At 58.3% G+C, this 19441-nt stretch carries 25 protein-coding genes; 8 read left to right on the forward strand and 17 right to left on the reverse strand.

The window, feature by feature from the left end:
- Positions 1–100 precede the first annotated feature (100 nt).
- Entirely contained in the window at positions 101–295 is a 195-nt protein-coding gene (locus tag AB1495_RS11520; protein ID WP_074635187.1) for a hypothetical protein, read from the reverse strand.
- Between the two features lie 420 nt (positions 296–715).
- Here AB1495_RS11520 and AB1495_RS11525 point away from each other — a divergent pair, with 420 nt between their 5' ends.
- Complete coding sequence (locus tag AB1495_RS11525; RefSeq protein ID WP_074635186.1) at positions 716–898, forward strand: hypothetical protein; 183 nt, start codon at positions 716–718, stop codon at positions 896–898.
- A 110-nt stretch (positions 899–1008) separates the two neighbouring features.
- Here the strand turns inward: AB1495_RS11525 and AB1495_RS11530 are convergent, their stop codons facing one another.
- The 10 genes from AB1495_RS11530 to AB1495_RS11575 all read right to left on the reverse strand — a co-directional run bounded on the left by AB1495_RS11530 (position 1009) and on the right by AB1495_RS11575 (position 9089).
- Positions 1009–1497 (reverse strand): hypothetical protein, encoded by a 489-nt coding sequence (locus AB1495_RS11530; protein WP_074635185.1) that lies wholly within the window; start codon positions 1495–1497, stop codon positions 1009–1011.
- The gene (locus AB1495_RS11535; RefSeq protein ID WP_367581965.1) at positions 1494–1808 is read right to left on the reverse strand and encodes a hypothetical protein; all 315 of its coding nucleotides are present in this window, start codon (positions 1806–1808) and stop codon (positions 1494–1496) included. The genes AB1495_RS11530 and AB1495_RS11535 overlap by 4 nt, the downstream gene beginning before the upstream one ends.
- Positions 1741–2139 (reverse strand): hypothetical protein, encoded by a 399-nt coding sequence (locus AB1495_RS11540; protein WP_139283783.1) that lies wholly within the window; start codon positions 2137–2139, stop codon positions 1741–1743. The genes AB1495_RS11535 and AB1495_RS11540 overlap by 68 nt, the downstream gene beginning before the upstream one ends.
- Before the next feature lie 207 nt (positions 2140–2346).
- A complete protein-coding gene (locus AB1495_RS11545) occupies positions 2347–3087 on the reverse strand; it encodes a TIGR02594 family protein (protein WP_159431863.1) in 741 nt (246 codons plus the stop codon).
- 77 nt (positions 3088–3164) lie between these two features.
- Complete coding sequence (locus AB1495_RS11550; protein ID WP_074635182.1) at positions 3165–3545, reverse strand: hypothetical protein; 381 nt, start codon at positions 3543–3545, stop codon at positions 3165–3167.
- On the reverse strand, positions 3538–4206 hold the full coding sequence (locus AB1495_RS11555; RefSeq protein WP_074635181.1) for a hypothetical protein: 669 nt from the start codon (positions 4204–4206) through the stop codon (positions 3538–3540). The genes AB1495_RS11550 and AB1495_RS11555 overlap by 8 nt, the downstream gene beginning before the upstream one ends.
- A complete protein-coding gene (locus AB1495_RS11560) occupies positions 4199–5194 on the reverse strand; it encodes a phage late control D family protein (protein ID WP_074635180.1) in 996 nt (331 codons plus the stop codon). The genes AB1495_RS11555 and AB1495_RS11560 overlap by 8 nt, the downstream gene beginning before the upstream one ends.
- Entirely contained in the window at positions 5194–5406 is a 213-nt protein-coding gene (locus tag AB1495_RS11565; protein ID WP_074635179.1) for a tail protein X, read from the reverse strand. Before AB1495_RS11565 ends, AB1495_RS11560 begins: the two co-directional genes overlap by 1 nt.
- On the reverse strand, positions 5406–5828 hold the full coding sequence (locus tag AB1495_RS11570; protein WP_074635178.1) for a phage tail protein: 423 nt from the start codon (positions 5826–5828) through the stop codon (positions 5406–5408). Before AB1495_RS11570 ends, AB1495_RS11565 begins: the two co-directional genes overlap by 1 nt.
- A 12-nt stretch (positions 5829–5840) precedes the next feature.
- Positions 5841–9089 carry a phage tail tape measure protein gene (locus tag AB1495_RS11575; RefSeq protein WP_074635177.1) on the reverse strand — a complete coding sequence of 1083 codons (3249 nt, stop codon included), beginning with the start codon at positions 9087–9089 and terminating at the stop codon, positions 5841–5843.
- A gap of 48 nt (positions 9090–9137) precedes the next feature.
- Here AB1495_RS11575 and AB1495_RS11580 point away from each other — a divergent pair, with 48 nt between their 5' ends.
- Positions 9138–9356, forward strand: a complete 219-nt coding sequence (locus tag AB1495_RS11580) for a hypothetical protein (RefSeq protein ID WP_074635176.1) — start codon at positions 9138–9140, stop codon at positions 9354–9356.
- A 151-nt stretch (positions 9357–9507) separates the two neighbouring features.
- Here AB1495_RS11580 and AB1495_RS11585 read toward each other — a convergent pair whose 3' ends face one another.
- The 3 genes from AB1495_RS11585 to AB1495_RS11595 all read right to left on the reverse strand — a co-directional run bounded on the left by AB1495_RS11585 (position 9508) and on the right by AB1495_RS11595 (position 10886).
- On the reverse strand, positions 9508–9876 hold the full coding sequence (locus AB1495_RS11585; RefSeq protein ID WP_074635175.1) for a hypothetical protein: 369 nt from the start codon (positions 9874–9876) through the stop codon (positions 9508–9510).
- A gap of 12 nt (positions 9877–9888) precedes the next feature.
- Positions 9889–10398: a phage major tail tube protein gene (locus AB1495_RS11590; RefSeq protein ID WP_074635174.1), complete on the reverse strand. Its 510-nt coding sequence runs from the start codon at positions 10396–10398 to the stop codon at positions 9889–9891.
- A gap of 92 nt (positions 10399–10490) precedes the next feature.
- The gene (locus AB1495_RS11595; protein WP_083350866.1) at positions 10491–10886 is read right to left on the reverse strand and encodes a phage tail sheath C-terminal domain-containing protein; all 396 of its coding nucleotides are present in this window, start codon (positions 10884–10886) and stop codon (positions 10491–10493) included.
- Positions 10887–11198: 312 nt separating this feature from the next.
- Here AB1495_RS11595 and AB1495_RS11600 point away from each other — a divergent pair, with 312 nt between their 5' ends.
- Complete coding sequence (locus AB1495_RS11600; RefSeq protein ID WP_235183771.1) at positions 11199–11402, forward strand: hypothetical protein; 204 nt, start codon at positions 11199–11201, stop codon at positions 11400–11402.
- Between the two features lie 31 nt (positions 11403–11433).
- On the opposite strand, the gene AB1495_RS11605 is transcribed toward AB1495_RS11600, so the two are convergent.
- From AB1495_RS11605 to ccmI, 3 genes are read right to left on the reverse strand one after another with little or no spacing between them, the layout of a single operon-like run.
- A complete protein-coding gene (locus tag AB1495_RS11605; protein WP_005852599.1) occupies positions 11434–11676 on the reverse strand; it encodes a DUF1289 domain-containing protein in 243 nt (80 codons plus the stop codon).
- A gap of 34 nt (positions 11677–11710) precedes the next feature.
- Positions 11711–12196, reverse strand: a complete 486-nt coding sequence (gene ruvX / locus AB1495_RS11610; RefSeq protein WP_074635173.1) for a Holliday junction resolvase RuvX — start codon at positions 12194–12196, stop codon at positions 11711–11713.
- The gene (gene ccmI, locus AB1495_RS11615) at positions 12193–13419 is read right to left on the reverse strand and encodes a c-type cytochrome biogenesis protein CcmI (RefSeq protein ID WP_074635172.1); all 1227 of its coding nucleotides are present in this window, start codon (positions 13417–13419) and stop codon (positions 12193–12195) included. Before ccmI ends, ruvX begins: the two co-directional genes overlap by 4 nt.
- Before the next feature lie 234 nt (positions 13420–13653).
- Here ccmI and AB1495_RS11620 point away from each other — a divergent pair, with 234 nt between their 5' ends.
- The 5 genes from AB1495_RS11620 (at position 13654) to AB1495_RS11640 (ending at position 19326) form a co-directional block, all read left to right on the forward strand.
- The gene (locus AB1495_RS11620; RefSeq protein ID WP_074635208.1) at positions 13654–14898 is read left to right on the forward strand and encodes a sarcosine oxidase subunit beta family protein; all 1245 of its coding nucleotides are present in this window, start codon (positions 13654–13656) and stop codon (positions 14896–14898) included.
- A gap of 97 nt (positions 14899–14995) precedes the next feature.
- The gene (locus tag AB1495_RS11625) at positions 14996–15232 is read left to right on the forward strand and encodes a hypothetical protein (RefSeq protein ID WP_005852605.1); all 237 of its coding nucleotides are present in this window, start codon (positions 14996–14998) and stop codon (positions 15230–15232) included.
- 93 nt (positions 15233–15325) lie between these two features.
- Positions 15326–15655, forward strand: a complete 330-nt coding sequence (locus tag AB1495_RS11630; RefSeq protein ID WP_074635171.1) for a sarcosine oxidase subunit delta — start codon at positions 15326–15328, stop codon at positions 15653–15655.
- A gap of 79 nt (positions 15656–15734) precedes the next feature.
- Entirely contained in the window at positions 15735–18752 is a 3018-nt protein-coding gene (locus tag AB1495_RS11635) for a sarcosine oxidase subunit alpha family protein (RefSeq protein ID WP_074635170.1), read from the forward strand.
- Positions 18745–19326, forward strand: coding sequence for a sarcosine oxidase subunit gamma (locus tag AB1495_RS11640; protein ID WP_074635169.1), 582 nt, complete (start codon positions 18745–18747; stop codon positions 19324–19326). Before AB1495_RS11635 ends, AB1495_RS11640 begins: the two co-directional genes overlap by 8 nt.
- Positions 19327–19441 lie beyond the last annotated feature (115 nt).

Below are 19441 nucleotides of genomic sequence, written 5' to 3' on the forward strand. Positions count from 1 at the left end.
TACGAGCAAAGGACGGCAGTCTGGGCTGCCGTCCTTTGGTTTTGTTTCGGGGAAGTACCCAGTAACAATTGAGTAAGCTTGCGGGGGTACTTTAATCCAATCAGGCGACTTCATCGTAAGGGAACTTTAAGCCGTCAACCACTTCCCAACCTTCTTCGCCGAGCTTGCTCTCAATATCAGCCTTCATTTTCCGAACGCTGTCGGCAGAAAATTCGTCGAAATTCATCGCTGCCTCGGGGGGGAAAGCGTTCTCAGCCCATTTCCCGCCGGCTTTTTTGGCTGGTGTTCTGTTCATCTGTACATCTCCGTTAAATCCGACCCGGCTTCTATCGTCCGAACTTCGGTTGATTCTCAGCAGTTTTCCCGCTGAATCCCTATCTGGATAGGGGTTGCGCAGCTTCTATAGCGCGTTTGTGGCGTCTTTGCGTCAGCTAAGCACATATTGTCAACAGCTGTCCATGCATGGGAGTTCCAATACTACACCATCATTGTTGAAAAATAGATAAGCCTTCGACCGTTGTTTGCAAGCAGGTCAGTGATGGGAGAGGCGCTCAGTTTCATCATATACCACAGCCAAAATGTCTGATCATCACCCCCAACCGTTAACTGCGTGAGGACGAAATGGACAAAAAAGTGATCTTTTACCATGCTGCATCAGGGTGTATGCAATCTCTGGTCAGTGTTGCTCTGACCAACTCAATCTTAAGGGAAACTCATGCCAGCTGAAATCACAAAGCTATCCGTCCCAGTCGTCGGAACAAAAGCAGAAGTCCACATCACGCTTGAAGACAAGAAGGGATCTGTCTTTCTAAATCTAGCCGCTGAAGCAGCGGTCACGGAAGAGGAAGTCCGCGAATTAGCCAAAGACGCGCTAAACGAAGCCCTCAAAGCGATATAAATAGTTGCGCGGCACGCACACGGACTACAGCTAGGCAAGAATTTTTCATAAAAAAGGGGCGGTCAGGACCACACCAATGGTCCGAACCGCCCCTTCAAAATAGCATTACTTCACGTCGATCGCACGCAGTCTGACCCAAGCGCGGGCACCTTCCGATTGCCCCAAGTCACAACATCAAACAGGAACTGTGGTGACACACGCTGCGGATTGGGAAGCCCCAAAGCGGCTGCGCAAATCTCCGAACAGAACCATTGGTCAGGGTTGTGGCGACCAAACGCCAGCACCTGTGACAGCATCAAGCCAGCGTAATCATAGCGCGCACCCAAGTGGTCCCTGATGAATTGACAAGGTGCTTCAGCATCCATCGGCAAAAGCACTAAATCCCAGCTTTCTGCAGTCAGAAGAATGCGCTTCTGCCGCACCCCGCCGTCACGACCGGACGCTGAAAGACACATCGAACAATGCCCCGGCAAAGCCGCCCCAGAAATCAACTCAACATGCGAGTAGATGCCGCCGGTCACGCTTCGAATTAATCCATTCTGAAACCGCTGGAAGGCAGTATTGCCGCGCCCCTTGTAGAAGGCCAGCGTGACAGTCACAGCGCGCCGTCAGGGGGTGAAGACTGGAACCCGGCACGCAACTGGTCAAACCATTCAGCGCAGCGCGTTGTACGCATATTCTGACGGGTCAAAGCACGGTCAATCTTCAGCAAGGCCACATCCAACCGGTCACCCTTCTGGACACCAGCCCGCGACAGGGCGCGACAATCTTCAGGTAAAGCTGGCAGGGTTCGTTCAGCGGCGCGCGCGCCTCGATCTGCACCTACAGTATCCAGCCGCGCTTCAGTTTGATCGCAGGCGGCGCAGAAGATCACCATCGACAACGCCTTCAGCATTGATGTCAGTTTCATTTTCGAAAGCCTCCAGTTCTGCGGCAAATCGAAGGGCCTCCCCTTCGGATGCCTGCACCTTTTCCTGCAAGACGCGGTTTGCATTATCTGCCACAGCTGCGCGCCGCCTCATTTCCGCCAGTTCAGCTTCTGCAGCAGCCAGTTCGACCTGCAGCACATAGCCATCACGCGCGCTTTTTACGGCCTGCGATTTATCCGCGACATGCCAAGCCCACACACCGGCACATAAGATGACGGCAAGGCCAACACGGCTGGTCAGCAGCCGCCATCCGAACTTCAATGCAATTGAAATCATTCCCTGCCACCCCATCCGGTTTGGCGACTGACCCACTCCATGCCATGGGCAACGGTAAGGTTGCCAATGACCAAGGGCAGCGCAAGCGTTAGGATAGCCTGTGTTCCCTCAAGAGAACTGCCAGCTGCCTCTTTTGCAGCGGACCACCCAAAAGCGATGGACCACAACAAGAAAACCGCCCACGCCTGTTCACGCTTACCCGACTGACCGCCGATGACAAACTTTCCGAAAAGCTTCAGCATGTCATGCCTCGTTGGTCAGCTTGGCACCACTCGAAGTGATAACCGGCAGGGAACTGAGCCCAGTTTCTGCAGGTGTCGGTGATCCTTCCGGCCAGTGGTATTGTGCGTTGCGTGCGGTCGGGCTGTAGGGATTGATTGAAACCATGTTCCCTTGGTTTCCACCAAGACCCATGATGTTTCCATGGCGGTCACGACCTGCGACAAATGTCATGTGACCACTGCCGGGCCTGCCGGGTCGCTCCATCGACATGACGGCCCCAAGGGCGGGACCATCAAGGCGGGTGCCATACCCATTCCAGCGCCAACCCAATGCGGCCGCACGGTTCTTGCTCACGATAGGCAGACCAGCAGCCTGCACCATCGCGTTCCCGAACCCCGCGCACCATGGCGTTTCATCATCCTTGAACGGTAGCGAAAGACGTTCCCACCACCCCAAAATTTCAGCGTTGTGATGCCGCCCTACAATTTCGCGAAGCCCTAGGTGACTGTACGCCAAACGCAGCCAAACCGGCATAGGGTAGCGCGCGCCATCCGACGCGATATTTGCAGCGACTGGTCGAATTGCCTTACGCAGCGCCATGATGGTCACAGGTCCAACATAATCGCGCGCCCGCAAACCCCTGGACTGTTTGAAAGCGATAGTTGCAGCCGATGTTTTGGGGCCGTCAATGCCGTCGATGCGGCCATGGTAAAACCCGTAACGCTTCAGCAACTTTTGCCGTTCTTTGATGGTCATAGTCATGTCCATTCTCCATAGAAAAAGCCCGCCTAAAAAAAGACGGGCCGGTCAGGTTGAATTGATGTGGATCTGCGCTGGTATTAAAGCAGGCGTAGCAATGGACGCAGAAGGAACTTCAGCGCAACCAACGGGAACAGGTATGGGAACCGCAGGCGGTAACCATTTGGCAGTTTTTCGACCAGCTTGCGCTGTATGTTGTCAGTCCAGCCGTTACCACGGCACCAGACCACAAGGTGTCCACCACCACTCGGCGAACGGCAGTGCCAGAACAGATACTTGAAGGTCACCAGCGCCCACCAGAAGCGCAGCAATGATTGCCGCTCCCACAGCCAGACCAGCGTCAGCGAATAGTCTTCACAGTCGCCGGAAACCGGACCTTCAGCAGCCAAGATGCGCCAACTATCCCCTTCATCGCTGGCATACCTGAAACGCTTATTCAGCGAATTTTGAATTTCATTCATTCGTATCAGCCTCCATTTGGGAAAGAATTGGCACCTCGAAGCACTCTTCTTCAGGGTCAATTGGGTCATCCTTGGCGCTCATACCGGGGCAGCTGACATAGCTTGGGCGAACGCAAAGTTCCGCACCGGGCCGCAGCCGACGCGGTGTTGAAAATTTGAACGGAAGGTTGATGTAGGATGTGCCGACATCCTTAGCCGCGCCCGCGAATGTGATTACGTCATGGACCTCATTGTCTCTAGGATTGCGGTAGTAGTAGTCCACGGTGCCCGGCACTATCTGACAGGCTAAAGCCGCGACCTTCCGCCTGACGCGAATGTTCATCTCGCACGGGACACCATCAATGCAGAAACCGTCGATTGGCCCTGAACGGTCACTGATCTCGAAAATATCTGTTGGAATAGTCAAGCGCCGTATCGCTTCGGTATTCTGCGCAATGGCGCGTGCATTATCCAGCATCAGCTGGCGGTCTTCTTCCCTCTGAAGTAGCGCCTTTTCGGGGTATTCAGACCAAGCCATAATGCCTGACCAGACGTCGGTGGAATAAGCGACAATTCCTGCCGTCACCCCACCCACGAATACACCGATAAACGATTTCCTGAATGCTGAAGGCATATCGCGTCGCCACTTCTGAAGTTCGGTCAGTTTTACTTCTTCAGTCATTCGCCTTCAGCTTCCCTTCAAATGCCGTCCGCAGACCGCCTGATTTTGTGTACGAGTGCTTCACCATTTCAGTAATGAATTCGCGACCATCAACGCCCGGACGGACGCCGAGATACGTGACTGGCTGACCTGCCATCAATCCGGGACGCCCGACGATTGCGCATGATGTCTTGATTAACCCGCGCAACATTTCGCGCGCATAAGCTTCAGCAGCCGCCTGTGCTTCAACCTTGGAACCAAAGGGTTCACGGATTACGTGTTCACCATCAGCTTCCACGTCACCATCAACCGTGACCTCCTGCCGCTTTGCGCTGCCACGGTCCTGATAAAACGCCTTAACCTTGCCAAACCGGTCCACATCGTTTTCTGAAACGCGGCAACTGCCTTCGACGATTGATGTGGGGATGATGACCGTTGCCGCGACAGATGTGCCGTCAGCGGTTTCACCCGCACCCCGCTTCAACCAAAGAAGCGCACCGTTTTTTATCGTGAATAAGGCCCCATGGCGCTTGGCGACACGCTCCAAAAAGTTAAGGTCCGATTCATCTTGCTGGCCAATCCAAGGATAGACGTGACCCGAAACCGCATCTGATATTTTTGGGTCAAGCCCGTACTCACCAGCGATTTCCGTGACAATATCCTTGACTGATGTGTCATCCCAATGCCGCGATTTGCTTGTCTTCATGTCAGAACGAAGGTCAGCCGAATGCCCCCCAACTGTGATCGTGTAAGGCAGGCAGCTATGATCAACACGGTCGATGATATAGGCGCCAGCAAATCCACCACCAGAGCCAGCCAAAATGGTCACGGTCGCGACCGCACCGCGCCTTGGACTGGCAAAATGTGGGGCAGCGTCGTTGAAAGTCATTTCCAAAGTGTCGGACCGGATGCCTTCGCGGTCTGTGATGCTAAGACTGACCAGACGTTCAAAAAACAATCCGGACACAGGGACACCATCAATGTCCACCAGAACCCGTGGATGCGTCATCAGTCCCAAAGCCTCACTGTTTGCTGACCTTGGCCATTGGTGGCGATGTCAGGCAGCACAATGGCCAGCCCGACAGGCAAACGATGTGCAACGCCCGCGATGTCAGGGTTGGCTTCCAGAACCTGTTCAACTGCACCAGCTTGGCGACCGTAGTGGCGCGCGCAGATCAAATCCAAGGCGTCATTTTCAGATGTGACATGAACAGCCGGCATCAAATAATCCCCAACAGTGAAAGCAGCGAAAAGCCAGAGCCGATCTGCCTGACCTTGATTGAATAAGAAATGCGACCGGCTTGCCCTAAACGGTTCATAAACGCCTTGTCGTCTTCGACCCCTTGGATGGCCTGCATCCCAAAAATCTGACCCGAACGATTGGCAAGCATCAGCGGAAGCCCGTTCTTTGCGGCCAAACGAACACCGCCCAACGTGCTTTCCCCACCCCATTCTGCTGGAAGTAGAACGCCGTTTATTGTGACAATTTCAGAACGCGGGCCAGTCCACTGCAGGGCGTTCATACGCCCCGCAGTTTCAATTTCAGCCCATGTTGTGTCCAGCTTGCGACTAACATCTGTGTACCCAAAGCCATGCGCACGGAACAAAAATGGCCCTAAAGCCATGGTGACTGGTCCAGACATCAAGTGCCCCTTTTAATCAGAAAAGCTGGCCGCAAACGTGGCAGCGATGCGCTCACCCAAACGGGTTTCAATAAGATCCACCAACCCTTCAGGGTCAGACACGCCAGTTGGCGCAACGATGTGAATTCCACCGTTGATCTCTAGGCGGACATCCTGCGCTGACGATGCCGAACGTAATTCCTGAGCGGGTGCTGCAGCCGCCTGTGTCGCAACCCCGACAGACACTGCAGCCAAACTGGCAAGCCCAGCAGACCGAACACGCTGCGCACCTCGCGACACGCCTGAATCTTGACCAGTACCAAAATGGGACATGAACGCAGACTTCGCCTGACCCACATTCAAAATGCCACCAGATACAGAAGGCACGAACCATTCGGATTTTGGCGTATGCTCGTTTACGCGATAGGGCAAACCAGCACGCACCGAACCACCGAATGCCCGCGCACCAGCAGGCTTTGCAGTTGAACCAGAACCGGCACTTGCGCCCGGCATCGCCCGCAGCTGCGCAGACAAGCGCGCAACCTTTTCCAAAGCACGATCAATTGACGCGGCATTGATTTCAGGTGTTGCTTCAGTTCCATCCAAGACCTGCAGCGCACCTGTCAGCTGCGCTGCCGCTGCTTCAGCACTATCCAACCGATCTTCAGCGCGTCGAAGGTCAGCTTCAGCTGCATCCAGTCCACTCTGCGCCTGCACACGAAGCGGATTGATGATGCCGCTATTGAATTCCGGATTGGCATCAAGCGCAGCCTGCGCCGCCTCAACTTCCGAGCGATACGCTGCCGCCTCTTCACGCAGATGCGCTATGCGCTCGGGAGTCGGTAGATTGATTTCACCTTTGAACTGATGAACGGTATCTGCAGTAGCCCGGATGCCCGGATCATTAGGTAGCAACTCCGGGGAGACTGGCGGCGACTTTCCATGCACCCATTCAAACGTGCGCTCATAACCCGCAATTAGATGGCTGATTCCGGGCGTGCTTCGAAATGCTTTATCTATTGACCGAACGTTTCCTTCCTGAAATTCCCTTAGGCCTTCGGGATTTTCAGGGACATTACGCATCGCAAGGAAGGTCATCGCCCCAGCGGAAAAGGCACCCCACCTAATGCGCGACAGGCTGCGTTGCATAATGGCGGATTGCCGCCCGACATGGGTGGTCAGGCGTGTGACTTCGGCAGACGCATTGCGGCGAAAGCCAGTGAAACGTGCCAGCGCAGGCACAAAGCTTGGCAGAAGGGCGGCGGTCCACCGCAGCGGTACAATCAGCGATGAAAGCGCCAAGCGTCCAGCTAGCCTTGACCATGGAATCTTCGGGATAAACCGCGATGTCCACTGGAATGGGAATAGCAAACGGTTGATGGCGAAATGCCCTGCGAGACGCACCCACGGAATGCGCCCGATCAGACTCGCACCCCAGCGGACAGGGGTCAGTAGGGAGGACAGCGCAAAACGCGGCAGACGACGCAGCGCACCAAAGCGGCCCGCTAAACTAGCAAGACCACCCCCCGCAAATATGGCGCGCGCGCCCAAGCCCACCAGACCAAAACGCAGAACCGCCATAGTTCCTGCTAGGCCAGCAAGGGCCGTCAGCACAAAGCCACCCGCGACTGCCATGGCACCAAGCGCAACTCCGCCCATCACCAGCGTCTTGGTCAGCTTTGGGTTTTCCTTCGTCCAATCCACCATATTGTCGAGGATAACCTGAGATTTCGACAGCAAATCGTTCAAAGGCGGCAAAACCACTTCACCGATGCTAGTGCCCAAGCGGGTGGTTTGGTTGCGCAAGAGCTGCATATTGTTTGCAGTGGTGCGCGAACGTTCAGCATATTCCGCTTCAGCGCTGCCAAGATATTGCGTTTCCTCAGCGACCAGCGCCAACATTTCCGGCATCAGCTGCATGTTGTTCATCAGCTTAGTAAGTTCGCGGGCTTCATCACCGAACAGGTCTGACATGACTGATGCACGCACGTGGTCAGGTAGTTCATTCAACCGACGCATGACATCCATAGTGGTGCCAACAGCGTCTTTCTGCATGGCGCGTGCTACAGCTTCAGAGCCAAGACCCAAACGCTGCATCGCCGCGCTTTGCCGGTCAGTTGCACTTTCACCGCGGACAAGCGCCCGCCCCATGTTCCGGAACGATGTTGCGGCAGTGTCAGCGCCCGCTCCAGCAGCAATCATCGAAGCACCAATGGCCAGCGTTTCCGTGCTGTCAAAGCCGAAATTAGAACCATCAGCACCAGCACGGTTCAAAAATTCCAGCGTCTGGTCAGCACGCGCTGCCGAATTGTTCGACAGGTGGTTCATCGCGTCGAACAAAGAACCAGTTTGGTCCAAGTCCAATGCCATGGCGGTCTTAATGCTGGCCATCGCATCGCCCGATTGACCAGCAGAAATATCAAACGCCACACCAATTTTTGCGGCCATTTCCGCAAAGCGTGCCAATTCCTCCTGCGCCACCCCGGACTGACCACCAGCGGCAACGATTTCCGCCAGACCAGTTGCTGCAATCGGAATCCGCGTGGACATTTCCATGATGTCTTCAGACATCGCACGGAATGCCGCCGGGCTTTCAAAATCCACAACCTTGCGGACATCTGACATGGCGCTTTCGAATTCGACCGCCTGCATAATTGGCGCAGACATGCCAGTCAGCATGCGCCGCCCGGTCTGCATTGAAGCATTGCCGACAAAGCTAAGGTTCGCAGCAGTAGCAAGCGACCGCTGCATTCTTTCGCGGCCTTCAGCAATACGGTCCTGCATTACCTTCAGGCGCTGCATCCGTTCAGCCTGACGTGCGAACTTGCCATTAGTGGCATCCAATGCACCGGCTAGACGGCGTTGCTCACCAGCAAGGTCAGACGTATTGACGCCTGCAGATTGCATTTGCCCCTGAAGGCCGCGCAGTTCTGCGCGATTGCGGCGATGCTTCTCTTCAAGTCGACCAGCCGCTGTACGCGCGCGATCAAATTCACGGCGCATTGCGGCTGTTGGGTTCTCGGTCGCGCGAATTGTCGCCAAAAGCTGGCGCGTCTTTTCATTCGCCCCATCCAACGCATCAGCAGACTTGCGAACCACCGCTTGCTGACGACGAAAGTCTTCGATCAATCGAAGCGGGCCACGCATGTCCTGCATGCGACCCATTTCCGACCGGACCTTGGACGCAAAACGGCCAGTGACCCCTGTCATGTTACGAATTTCAGACGAGTATTGGTCAATTGCCTTGATGACCAGTTCCGTTTTGATCCGCTTGTCTGCCATGTCGCTACACACCTTGAAGTTGTAGGGTAATATGCCTATATTTATGGCATGGATATTTTTTCGATGTTTTTTGCTATTGTGATGATAGCTGTCGCCATCGCCGCGACGGTTGTATTGGGCGTCTATGCAGGAGGGGTATGGGGCGCAGGCGCATTCGCGCTGCTACTGTTTATCCTATACCGGTCCTTCACCCATCAAAGCGGCCCCGACCGTGCAAACGACCGGGGCACGCTGAATGCTTTTCAGCAGTCACTGGCGGACGACTGAAGCTATTCAAATTTCAGCCGCGTTGAATCCCACACCTTCTGTGCAGTTTCATGCCAACTGTTGAAATCTGACATCTTCATCGACAAGACCTGCGGCAATGGTGTCGAAAACACTGATGCCACAAATCCGGCGGCAAAGCGCAGGTCTTCTGCTACTTTGCCGGGGGTTCGTTTCCCGAACCAGCACCTTCACCTTTGCCTTCCTTGAACCCTAAGATGGCTTCAGCTGCAGCGTTGACGGCTTCAAGGTCCGAGTCCTTGATTTTGCCAACCACGGCCTCAGAGACACCCGACAGACGGGCCAGCCAGAAGCGGTTCACCTTCGCGGCCGTGATAGGCGAATGCACGGCCAGTTCAGAACCATCTGACTGCTTTACCATCTTCGGTTTCGGAAAGGACGCTTCCAGTTCCGCATAAGCGATTTGGGCGTCAAGGTCAGGCTCATCGAACGCAAGCTTGTCATAGGTCTGCTCATTGACCACGACGGGCCGCGTCAGCTTCACTTCAATTGGTAAATCCATCTGCGCAGCCCCTTAGTTCAGCATCAGGGCTGAACGGATGTCAGAAGTCTGCGACTGACCACCCACAGAAACATTGAAGTCATCCGCTTCGATCATTTCAGAACCGCCAATTTCCAGCTTCAGATATTCCCACACGAACGTGTAGTCAGTTTCCGCTTTGTCGCCAGCTTTCCAGCTGCCAAAATCAGCTTCTTTCAGAAAGCCGCGCAGATAGCAGGTCGCGTTCGAAACCGTGCCATCTTCATCCACCAGCGCGCCTGTAATCATAAGCGTGTCGGTGGTACCCTGCATGCCGTTGATGGCAGCGACGGTTGCCGGGTCCAAAGCGGTCATTTTGAACTTGGCGTTTTCGCGCTCATAGCCTTGGCGAATTTCACGCTCCATCACCATGCCTGCGTTGCGGATTTTGTCGGTCTTCACCTTGAAGGGGGGAATGGTCATTTCTGACGCTTGGCCAACCTTCACGTCTTCGTTCAGCCACATCGCACAATCGCGAAGCAGGAATGCCGGGGTCGATTTCATATCATATCTCCTGAATGGGCCATTTATCTGATGGCATCAGTGCAGATGCACTGGTGGTGCATCTGCATCATGGGTTCGCGGATTGACTGGACTTAGGCTGCGGCCTGAAGCGCCGCTTTGGTCAAATCCAGATAGTATTCGATGTTGCGGTGCGCGATGAAGCGGATGTCTTCCATCGGTGCAGGCGGTTCGAAATCAAGCGACAGCGTGATGCGACCGGAAGCCAGGGCAATCGGTTCGTTCAGGTCTTGGTCTAGCCAGACACGGCCCCCGATGATTGCACCTTCAGCAACGAAGGTCCGCATGGCGGCATTGCCTGACTCGATCATCAATTTGACGTTCGCTGCCGAAAACGGTTTGTCCACGAATTCAAAGTAAGCCTTTTCGATGGCTTCATTGATGAAGTCTGCCGTGCGGCGAACTGCGAGGAACACCCACAGGTCATCATCGGGGCGACCGAAAGCCGTGCGGCGCGGGTGAGATCGGATCTATGTCCCATGATGGTCTAAGCCTTATCGTCTATCGAGCTGGAAATATGGGGGTTCGGGAGGGTCAATGCTATAGCGGGGCGGGCATGGCAAGGGGCAGGGGGCCGATATCACGCGCCCGTTGTTTGCCTAAATCCGCGGCATTGGGCCGGAATGTGCCGGGCTTGATACGTTTATTACCCTGATTTTGCCCAAATACTGCCATATCTTAACACTTATATCACACTGTCGGAGCCAAACTACCGACAGGCGACCGAGAATCGAATCGACCGGCGCACAAATTGAACGACCCGAGAGATGGCAGAGATGAACATGACAGATACAGCGCAAGACCCGCAGACCAATATCCTTCGCTTCGTGCCCGCAGCAGCAACATGGCAATGCGTGACCGTGGCGCAGCATTTTGGGGCGACCCCCGTGGTGCCAGCGGCGAATGACAATTACGCCCCGCAAGATCACGAAGGGGCCCAGACCAGCAGCGAAATGCTTGATTTTCTGTACCGCGTGGCCCGCTGAATCCTCATCAACGTTAAGCCGGTTCCCCAGATCAGCCGGTGCTGTCACGCTTGAGCCGCGCAGAACGGCCCCCCCGCCGCTTCGTCAACGCACCCGCTCGCGATGGTAGCTCTGCCATGATGCTGCGGCGCTCTTCGGGGGTCATACGCGACCACGCGCCGATCTCGTCAATGGATCGGTAACAGCCTGTGCACAGGCGCGTTTCGGGATGCACCACGCAAAGTTTCACGCAGGGGCTTTCGACTTCGTTCCGCTTCCAGATCTCGTCACTCATCGCTTTATCCTCGCGCTGTCGCGCTTATGGGGCCTCAATCCGACGCGCCCTGTGCCTTGATCACACGCAAACGGTCCAGCACCCCTTGCAGAATATAGCCCGCAGCCACGTGGTCGATCACCTCGGCGCGGCGGCGACGCGATGTATCGGCCTCCAGCAGCGCACGTTCCGCGGCGACCGTGCTCAGCCGTTCATCCCAGAACCCGATGGGAATATCTCCCAGCCGGTCAAAGTTCCGCGCAAAGGCCCGTGTCGACTGGCAGCGCGCGCCTTCCGATCCGTCCATATTGCGCGGCAGGCCCAGCACCACCCCGCCGATCCCGCGGGCGGCAATGATCTCTGACAGGCGGGCGGCATCAACCCCGAATTTCTTGCGGCGCACCGTTTCCAGCGGGGTGGCGATGGACAGAAAACTGTCGCTGACCGCAACGCCGATGGTCTTTTCCCCAAGGTCCAGCCCGATCAACGCCTGCATCGGGGGCAGGGCGGCGGCGAAATCTGATATGTCGTCATAGATCATTCGGTCACCCCGGCGCGTTCGCCCGCGCGTTGAATATCATCCATCGCGGCGGGGTCATCGGCAAAGACCTCTACCGCATTCTCGAAAATCGCCCGCGCCCGTGCCGTTTCCCCCAGCACGCCAAGCGACGTGATCAACCGCGCCCAATCCTCGACCGGCCCGCCCTGGCTGGCAAGCCGCGACGACAGGCTTTCGACCATGCCGCCGATCATCTCCATCCGTTCGGCAGGGGTCATATCCTGCGCCGCGTCGATATCTCCGGCCGAGGGGCCGCGCAGCGCGCCGCTACCAATTTCGGGCACGGTATAGTCCACACCGGCCATCGTGGCGATTGGGGTGATCTGCGCCAGGATTGGCGCGATCCACGGGGCATCTTCGGGGCCGCGGCGCAGCAACCCGTCCCACATGCGGAACGCCAGATCAGGGCGCCCGGTTTGCACCAGCATCAGCCCCCAATAATACCGCGCCGTGCCGTTTTCGACATCACGGGTCAGCACCGCGCGCAACACCGCCTCGGCTTCGGGCGAGACATAGCCCCCTGCCGCCATCACCAGCAGCTCCGCATAGCCCGACACATCGTCAATCGAGGCATCCGCCCCCTTGAGGCGCACCACCTTGCCCTGCGCGGCGGCGGCGGCGGCATAGTTGCCAACGCGCGCCTCGTTCTGGGCCAGCAGGACATGGCCCTGCACATCATCGGGCCGCGCGGCAACCGTTTCGCGCAGGCGGGTCAGCAGCGCTTCATATTCGGGGCTGAGCTCGGGCGGCAAATCGGCGGCGGGCAGCTCTGCCTCGGCGGTGGCCTGATCGGGTCGGTTCCGGCGCATGTCTTCGGCCCGCGCGATACGGTCCTGCAATGCCAGATCCCCATAGCCCGGCGCACCCAACTGCCAGTAGAGCCCAAGGCTCCCGCCCAGCAAGACCAGCGCGATCACCACGATGACGATAGGCGACGGCGTGCCACTTGCGGCGGGAGTATTTTGTCCGGCAGCATCCGCGGCCAGAATACGGCGCGAGATTTCGGTGCGCACGCGGATGGCGTCGGCTTCGGGCAACACCCCGCGCGCGACATCGCGTTCAACCTCGGCCAGCTGGTCGCGATAGACCTGCACATCATGGGCGGCACCGGTCTCGGCTGGCGCGCTGGCCCCACGGGTCAGGGCACGCGCCAGCAACACGGTCACAAGGGCGGCACCGGCGGCGGCGATGATCCAGAAACTCATAAAGATGCGGTCCAGTAATTATAGGTGCTGCACACCTAACCGCTGCGGCGACCTGACAAAAGAGGCCATATTGCTGCACCTTGTCGCGGCGGCGGCTTGGGTTTTGCCAGATTGCGGCGGATGTCGTAAAACTGTTAAGGAATGCCGCGCCGGGTATCCTCTTTTTCGCCCGAAGACCCAGAAAGAAGCCAAGCCTACGCCACGGCGTACGAATCTTTGCCGGAGACCGCTTTCATGAAGAAATACTCAGCCTTTGCCGTCGCCCGCGAATCCCTGCGCCATCATACCGGCTGGCAGCGGGCCTGGCGCGATGCGCAGCCGAAGAAACGCTATGACGTGATCATCGTCGGGGCCGGGGGGCATGGTCTGGCGACGGCCTACTACCTGGGTAAAAACTTCGGCATCACCAATGTCGCCATTCTGGAAAAAGGCTGGCTTGGGGGCGGCAACACGGGCCGCAACACCACGATCATCCGGTCCAACTACCTGCAAGACCCCTCCGCCGCGATCTATGAAAAGGCGCGCTCGCTTTACGAGACGATGAGCCAGGATCTGAACTATAACGTCATGTTCAGCCCGCGCGGCGTGATCATGCTGGCGCAGACCCATCACGAGGTGCGCGGCTATCAGCGCACGGCCCATGCCAACGCGCTGCAGGGGGTGCAGACCGAATTCATCGGGCCCGAAAAGGTCAAGGAACTGGTGCCGATCATCAATATCGACGGGCCACGTTACCCGGTTCTGGGCGGGCTCTGGCAGCGCCGTGGCGGCACGGCACGCCATGACGCGGTGGCCTGGGGCTATGCGCGGGCCTGTTCCGATATGGGCATGGACGTGATCCAGAAATGCGAGGTCACCGGCATCCGTCAGGAAAACGGCAAGGTGACGGGCGTGTCGACCAACCGTGGCGATATCGACTGTGACAAGCTGGGCATGGTGGTCGCTGGCCATTCTGGTCATCTGGCTGATATGGCGGGCTTCCGTCTCCCGATCGAATCCGTCGCCCTGCAAGCGCTGGTGTCAGAGCCGATCAAACCCTGCATGGATGTCGTGGTCATGGCCAATACGGTGCATGGCTACATGAGCCAGTCCGACAAGGGCGAGATGGTGATCGGCGGCGGGACGGATGGCTATAACAACTACACCCAACGCGGCTCTTTCCATCATATCGAGGAAACGGTCCGCGCCCTGGTCGAGACCTTTCCGATGGTGTCCCGTCTCAAGATGTTGCGCCAATGGGGCGGCATTGTGGATGTGACGGGGGACCGCTCTCCGATCCTGTCCAAAACGCCGGTCGAGGGCGTGTTCGTAAACTGTGGCTGGGGCACCGGCGGGTTCAAGGCGATCCCCGGCTCGGGCTGGGCCATGGCCGAACTGATGGCCAAGGGACGGTCGCCGCTGACGGATGCCTTCGGCCTGAACCGGTTCCAGGAAGGGCGGTTCATCGACGAATCCGTAGCCGCCGGGGTGGCGCATTGATCGGCGCGCGGAAACCTGCCCGCCCAATGGGGCTGTGGAACTTTTTGCCTGTGAACGGGGTTTGCACTTCATATCAAGTTTATGAAGGACCATTACCATGGCTACGCCTGACAACAACCAAGCGCCACACACCACCGTCAACAAAACCAGCGGCACCGGATCGGGGATCGTCATCGGCGTTCTCGTCGTTCTGGTCCTTGGCTTCGGCTTTTACTTCTTCGCCGGTGGCAACCCGATGGACGACTCTGGCGACATCAACGTCAACGTCGAAGGCGCGGCCGATGGTGCTGCCGATGCCGTTGAAGGCGCGGCCGAGGAAGCAACCGGCAACTAAGCCGCTTTCCGCTCTATCCAATATGATCAAGGCTGGCCCTCGCACGGGGGCTGGCCTTTTTGCGTTTCAACCGACCTTAGAAAGGCGCGCCCCATGCTGACCCTGACATGCCCCAACTGCGGCATCACCGCCGAGGAAACCGAATTCCACGCGGGCGGCGAGGCGCATCTGAAACGTTTTGGTCCGGGGTCCTCTGACAGCGACTTCGAAAAATACCTGTTCATGCGGGAAAATCCCAAGGGCGTGCATTTTGAACGCTGGCGGCATGTCTATGGCTGTGGCAAATGGTTCCACGCCGCGCGCGATACCATGACGCTCGAAGTCTTCGGCACCTATACCGCCCAGACCAGCACGGTCCCGCAAGAGATCATCGACAAGATACAGGACCGTCGCCCCGATTGGCAGGCCGCCGCCGCCCCATGACCGCCGCCGTTCTTCATTTTGCCAAGAAAACTCCCGCCGGAGGCGCCCGCGCTTTCGCCCCACACCAAGGTTTGACTTCATGAGCACCAGAATTGCCACAGGCGGCCGCCTGCTGAACAAATCAAATGCTGTCAGTTTTTCGTTCAACGGAAAGCAGCTGCGCGGCTTCGAGGGCGATACCCTGGCCTCGGCTTTGCTGGCGAATGACCAGATGCTGGTGGGGCGGTCGTTCAAATACCACCGTCCGCGCGGCATCGTGGCGGCGGGTCCGGAAGAACCCAACGCGCTGGTGAACCTCGGGCAGGGCGACCGGTTTGAACCCAACCAACGCGCCACGACCACCGATCTTTTTGACGGGCTCAAGGCGGAAAGCCAGAACCACTGGCCCAGCCTCGAATTCGACGTTGGCGCGATCAACAAACACCTCAGCCGCTTTCTGCCCGCGGGCTTCTACTACAAGATGTTCATCCACCCGCGCCCCTTCTGGAAGCATGTCTACGAGCCGATCATCCGCCACTCTGCCGGTCTGGGCAAAGCGCCGAAGGAGACGGATGGCGATACCTATGAACATTTCCACGCCTTTTGCGACGTGCTGATCATCGGCGGTGGTGTCGCGGGGCTCGAAGCCGCGCGCACGGCGGCCCTGTCCGGTGCCAAGGTCATCGTGCTGGAACAGACCGCCCATTGGGGCGGCCGCGCGCCCGTGGATGGTGGTACGGTCGATGGCACGCCCGTCGCCGATTTCATCGACGCGCTGGTGGCAGAGCTGTCGGGGATGGCAAACGTCACCCTGCGCACCCGTGTCATGGGGGCGGGCGTCTATGACCACGGCTATGTGCTGGGCTATGAACGTCTGACGGACCACGCGCCGGAGATTGCCGGACCGCGCCACCGGCTCTGGCGTATTCGCGCAGGTCATATCGTGACCGCCACCGGCGCGATTGAACGGCCTTTGTCCTTTGCTGGCAATGACATTCCCGGCGTGATGCTGGCCGCATCGGTGCGGGATTATCTGGTGAACTATGGCGTGTCGGTCGGGGATCGCACGGTGGTGGTCACCAACAACGACGACGCCTACCGCACCGCCATCGCCTTGACCGAGGCCGGACTGACCGTGCCCGCCATTCTGGATGCCCGCGTGCTGCCGCAGGATTCCGCGCTGATGACGCGCGCCAAAGATCTGGGCATTCGGGTGATGATGGGTCATGCCGTGGCGCGGGTGACGGGCGGGAAACGCGTGACAGGCGTAGAGGTGTGCAGCCAGGCGGGCGAGGGTGCGGTGCTTGAAACCTTCCCCTGTGACGCCGTGGCCATGTCGGGCGGCTGGTCGCCTGTGGTGCATCTGTGGTCCCATTGCGGCGGCAAGCTGACCTGGGATACCGCCGGGGCCATGTTCCGCCCCGATGTGAACAATCCGCCGCTGGGGGCAGACGGGCATGGTTTTGTCACCGCCGCCGGTGCCGCGGGTGGGTTCTTTGCGCTGGATGATATCTTGCACGACGCCCATGCCGCCGCGGATGGGGTGGTCACGACGCTGGGGTTCAAGCTGCCCGCCGACGCCGTCTCGCCGAATGCCGACCGGCAAGAGGAAGCGCCGCTCGCCCCCGTCTGGATGATGCCCCAAGGCGCGAACGTGAAGCTGCGCGAGAAGACGTGGCTGGATTATCAGAACGATGTTAAAGTGTCAGACGTGCGGCTTGCCGCGCAAGAAGGCTTTGTCAGCGTCGAACACGCCAAACGCTATACCACGCTTGGCATGGCGACGGATCAAGGGAAGCTCAGCAATATCAACGGGCTGGCAACGCTGGCGGGCGCGATGGATGCGGATATTCCCGCCGTTGGTACCACCACCTTCCGCCCGCCGTACCACCCGATTTCGATGGGCGCGATCGCAGGCGAGGCGCGTGGCGATGTGTTCCAACCGATCCGCCGCACCCCGCTGCATGACTGGCACGAGGCGAACGGCGCTGAATGGGAACCCGTCGGCCAGTGGCGACGCCCCTATGCCTATCCGCGCAAGGGCGAAACCACCCATGACGCGGTGATGCGCGAGGTCACCAACACGCGCAGCAAATTGGGGATGCTGGATGCCTCCACCCTGGGCAAGATCATCGTCAAGGGACCGGACGCGGGGCGCTTCCTCGACATGCTCTACACCAATATGATGAGCACGCTGAAACCGGGGAAATGCCGCTATGGCCTGATGTGTTCGGAAAACGGGTTCCTGATCGACGATGGTGTGGTGGCGCGGATCGATGACGACACCTTCTTGTGCCATACAACGACGGGCGGCGCGGAAAGCATCCACCAGCATATGGAAGAATGGCTCCAGACCGAGTGGTGGGATTTCAACGTCTATGTCGCCAATGTCACCGAGCAATATGCGCAGATCGCCGTGGTCGGCCCCAATGCACGCAAATGTCTGGAAAAGCTGGGCGGCATGGATGTCAGCAAGGACGCGCTCGCCTTTATGGAGTGGGCGGACGGCACGCTGGGGGGCTTCAAGTGCCGCGTTTACCGGATCTCTTTCTCGGGCGAGCTGAGCTACGAGATCGCGGTGGATGCAGGGCAGGGGCAAGCCTTCTGGGATGCGCTGATGGTGGCGGGCAATGATCTGGGCGTGATGCCCTATGGGACCGAATGTCTGCACATCCTGCGCGCCGAAAAAGGCTTTATCATGATCGGGGACGAAACCGACGGCACCGTGATCCCGCAGGATCTGGGGCTGAACTGGGCGATCTCGAAAAAGAAAGACGACTACTTGGGCAAGCGCGCGCAGCAGCGGTCCCATATGGTGGACCCGACGCGCTGGAAACTGGTGGGGCTGGAAACAACCGACGGCAGCACCCTGCCGGACGGGGCCTATGCCGTGGGCGAAGGCGAGAACGAGAACGGCCAGCGCAATATGATCGGGCGTGTCACCTCCACCTATCATTCGCCGACCTTGGGTAAGGGGATCGCGATGGGGCTGGTGCTGAACGGGCCGGACCGCATGGGCGAGGTGCTCGATTTCCCCGGGACCGACGGCAAGACCTATCAGGCGAAAATCGTCGATCCGGTGTTCTATGACAAAGAAGGGGCCAAGCAAAATGTCTGACGCGGTAAGCGCATTGAAAGCGGCAGAATTCACCGGCGGCATTGCCGAGGTGACCCTGATGGATCCGATTGGCATGATCTCTGTCCGCGGGGATCTGGGGGCGGGCTATATGAAGAAGGCGCTGAAAAAGGCCGTCGGTCTGGGCCTTCCCGACACCCGCAGCGTCCAGATCAACGGGGATCGCGGTGTCGCGTGGATGTCACCGGACGAGCTGTTGTTGCTCTGCCCCTACGATCAGGTCAGCGACACCATCGACACGCTGACCAAATGCTTTGGCAGCAATCACACGCTGGCGGTCAATGTCTCGGACGCGCGGGCGGTGTTTCGCATCAGCGGGGCGCACAGCCGCGATGTGCTGGCCAAGCTCGCCCCCGTGGATCTGTCGCCAGACAGTTTCACCCCCGGCATGATCCGCCGCACGCGGCTGGCGCAGGTGCCCGCCGCGTTCTGGATCGAGGACGGCGACAGTTTCCGTCTGGTCTGCTTCCGCTCGGTCGCGCAATATGTGTTTGATCTGCTTAAAACCGCGGCACAGGCCGGGTCCGCCCCCGAATATTATAGCGCCGCGCGGTAAGCCGCTGGTCAGGGGCAGGGCGGCAGACTGGCGGGAACATTCGCCCCAGCCAGCCGTTTTACCCTTAAGCGGGTGACGATCAAAGCGCCCCGTCGGCTGTGCCGGTTTGCCCCTT

The sequence above is a fragment of the Sulfitobacter pontiacus genome, from assembly GCF_040790665.1.
GTDB classification, from domain to species: Bacteria; Pseudomonadota; Alphaproteobacteria; order Rhodobacterales; family Rhodobacteraceae; genus Sulfitobacter; species Sulfitobacter pontiacus.

Excerpts from the sequence above, each read along its gene's own strand:
- AB1495_RS11520 (WP_074635187.1), bottom strand. The coding sequence starts at position 295 with ATGAACAGAACACCAGCCAAAAAAGCCGGCGGGAAATGGGCTGAGAAC.
- AB1495_RS11525 (WP_074635186.1), top strand. The coding sequence starts at position 716 with ATGCCAGCTGAAATCACAAAGCTATCCGTCCCAGTCGTCGGAACAAAA.
- AB1495_RS11535 (WP_367581965.1), bottom strand. The coding sequence starts at position 1,808 with ATGAAACTGACATCAATGCTGAAGGCGTTGTCGATGGTGATCTTCTGC.
- AB1495_RS11545 (WP_159431863.1), bottom strand. The coding sequence starts at position 3,087 with ATGACTATGACCATCAAAGAACGGCAAAAGTTGCTGAAGCGTTACGGG.
- AB1495_RS11550 (WP_074635182.1), bottom strand. The coding sequence starts at position 3,545 with ATGAATGAAATTCAAAATTCGCTGAATAAGCGTTTCAGGTATGCCAGC.
- AB1495_RS11555 (WP_074635181.1), bottom strand. The coding sequence starts at position 4,206 with ATGACTGAAGAAGTAAAACTGACCGAACTTCAGAAGTGGCGACGCGAT.
- AB1495_RS11560 (WP_074635180.1), bottom strand. The coding sequence starts at position 5,194 with ATGACGCATCCACGGGTTCTGGTGGACATTGATGGTGTCCCTGTGTCC.
- AB1495_RS11565 (WP_074635179.1), bottom strand. The coding sequence starts at position 5,406 with ATGCCGGCTGTTCATGTCACATCTGAAAATGACGCCTTGGATTTGATC.
- AB1495_RS11570 (WP_074635178.1), bottom strand. The coding sequence starts at position 5,828 with ATGTCTGGACCAGTCACCATGGCTTTAGGGCCATTTTTGTTCCGTGCG.
- AB1495_RS11575 (WP_074635177.1), bottom strand. The coding sequence starts at position 9,089 with ATGGCAGACAAGCGGATCAAAACGGAACTGGTCATCAAGGCAATTGAC.
- AB1495_RS11580 (WP_074635176.1), top strand. The coding sequence starts at position 9,138 with ATGGATATTTTTTCGATGTTTTTTGCTATTGTGATGATAGCTGTCGCC.
- AB1495_RS11585 (WP_074635175.1), bottom strand. The coding sequence starts at position 9,876 with ATGGATTTACCAATTGAAGTGAAGCTGACGCGGCCCGTCGTGGTCAAT.
- AB1495_RS11590 (WP_074635174.1), bottom strand. The coding sequence starts at position 10,398 with ATGAAATCGACCCCGGCATTCCTGCTTCGCGATTGTGCGATGTGGCTG.
- AB1495_RS11600 (WP_235183771.1), top strand. The coding sequence starts at position 11,199 with ATGACAGATACAGCGCAAGACCCGCAGACCAATATCCTTCGCTTCGTG.
- AB1495_RS11605 (WP_005852599.1), bottom strand. The coding sequence starts at position 11,676 with ATGAGTGACGAGATCTGGAAGCGGAACGAAGTCGAAAGCCCCTGCGTG.
- ruvX (WP_074635173.1), bottom strand. The coding sequence starts at position 12,196 with ATGATCTATGACGACATATCAGATTTCGCCGCCGCCCTGCCCCCGATG.
- ccmI (WP_074635172.1), bottom strand. The coding sequence starts at position 13,419 with ATGAGTTTCTGGATCATCGCCGCCGCCGGTGCCGCCCTTGTGACCGTG.
- AB1495_RS11620 (WP_074635208.1), top strand. The coding sequence starts at position 13,654 with ATGAAGAAATACTCAGCCTTTGCCGTCGCCCGCGAATCCCTGCGCCAT.
- AB1495_RS11625 (WP_005852605.1), top strand. The coding sequence starts at position 14,996 with ATGGCTACGCCTGACAACAACCAAGCGCCACACACCACCGTCAACAAA.
- AB1495_RS11630 (WP_074635171.1), top strand. The coding sequence starts at position 15,326 with ATGCTGACCCTGACATGCCCCAACTGCGGCATCACCGCCGAGGAAACC.
- AB1495_RS11635 (WP_074635170.1), top strand. The coding sequence starts at position 15,735 with ATGAGCACCAGAATTGCCACAGGCGGCCGCCTGCTGAACAAATCAAAT.
- AB1495_RS11640 (WP_074635169.1), top strand. The coding sequence starts at position 18,745 with ATGTCTGACGCGGTAAGCGCATTGAAAGCGGCAGAATTCACCGGCGGC.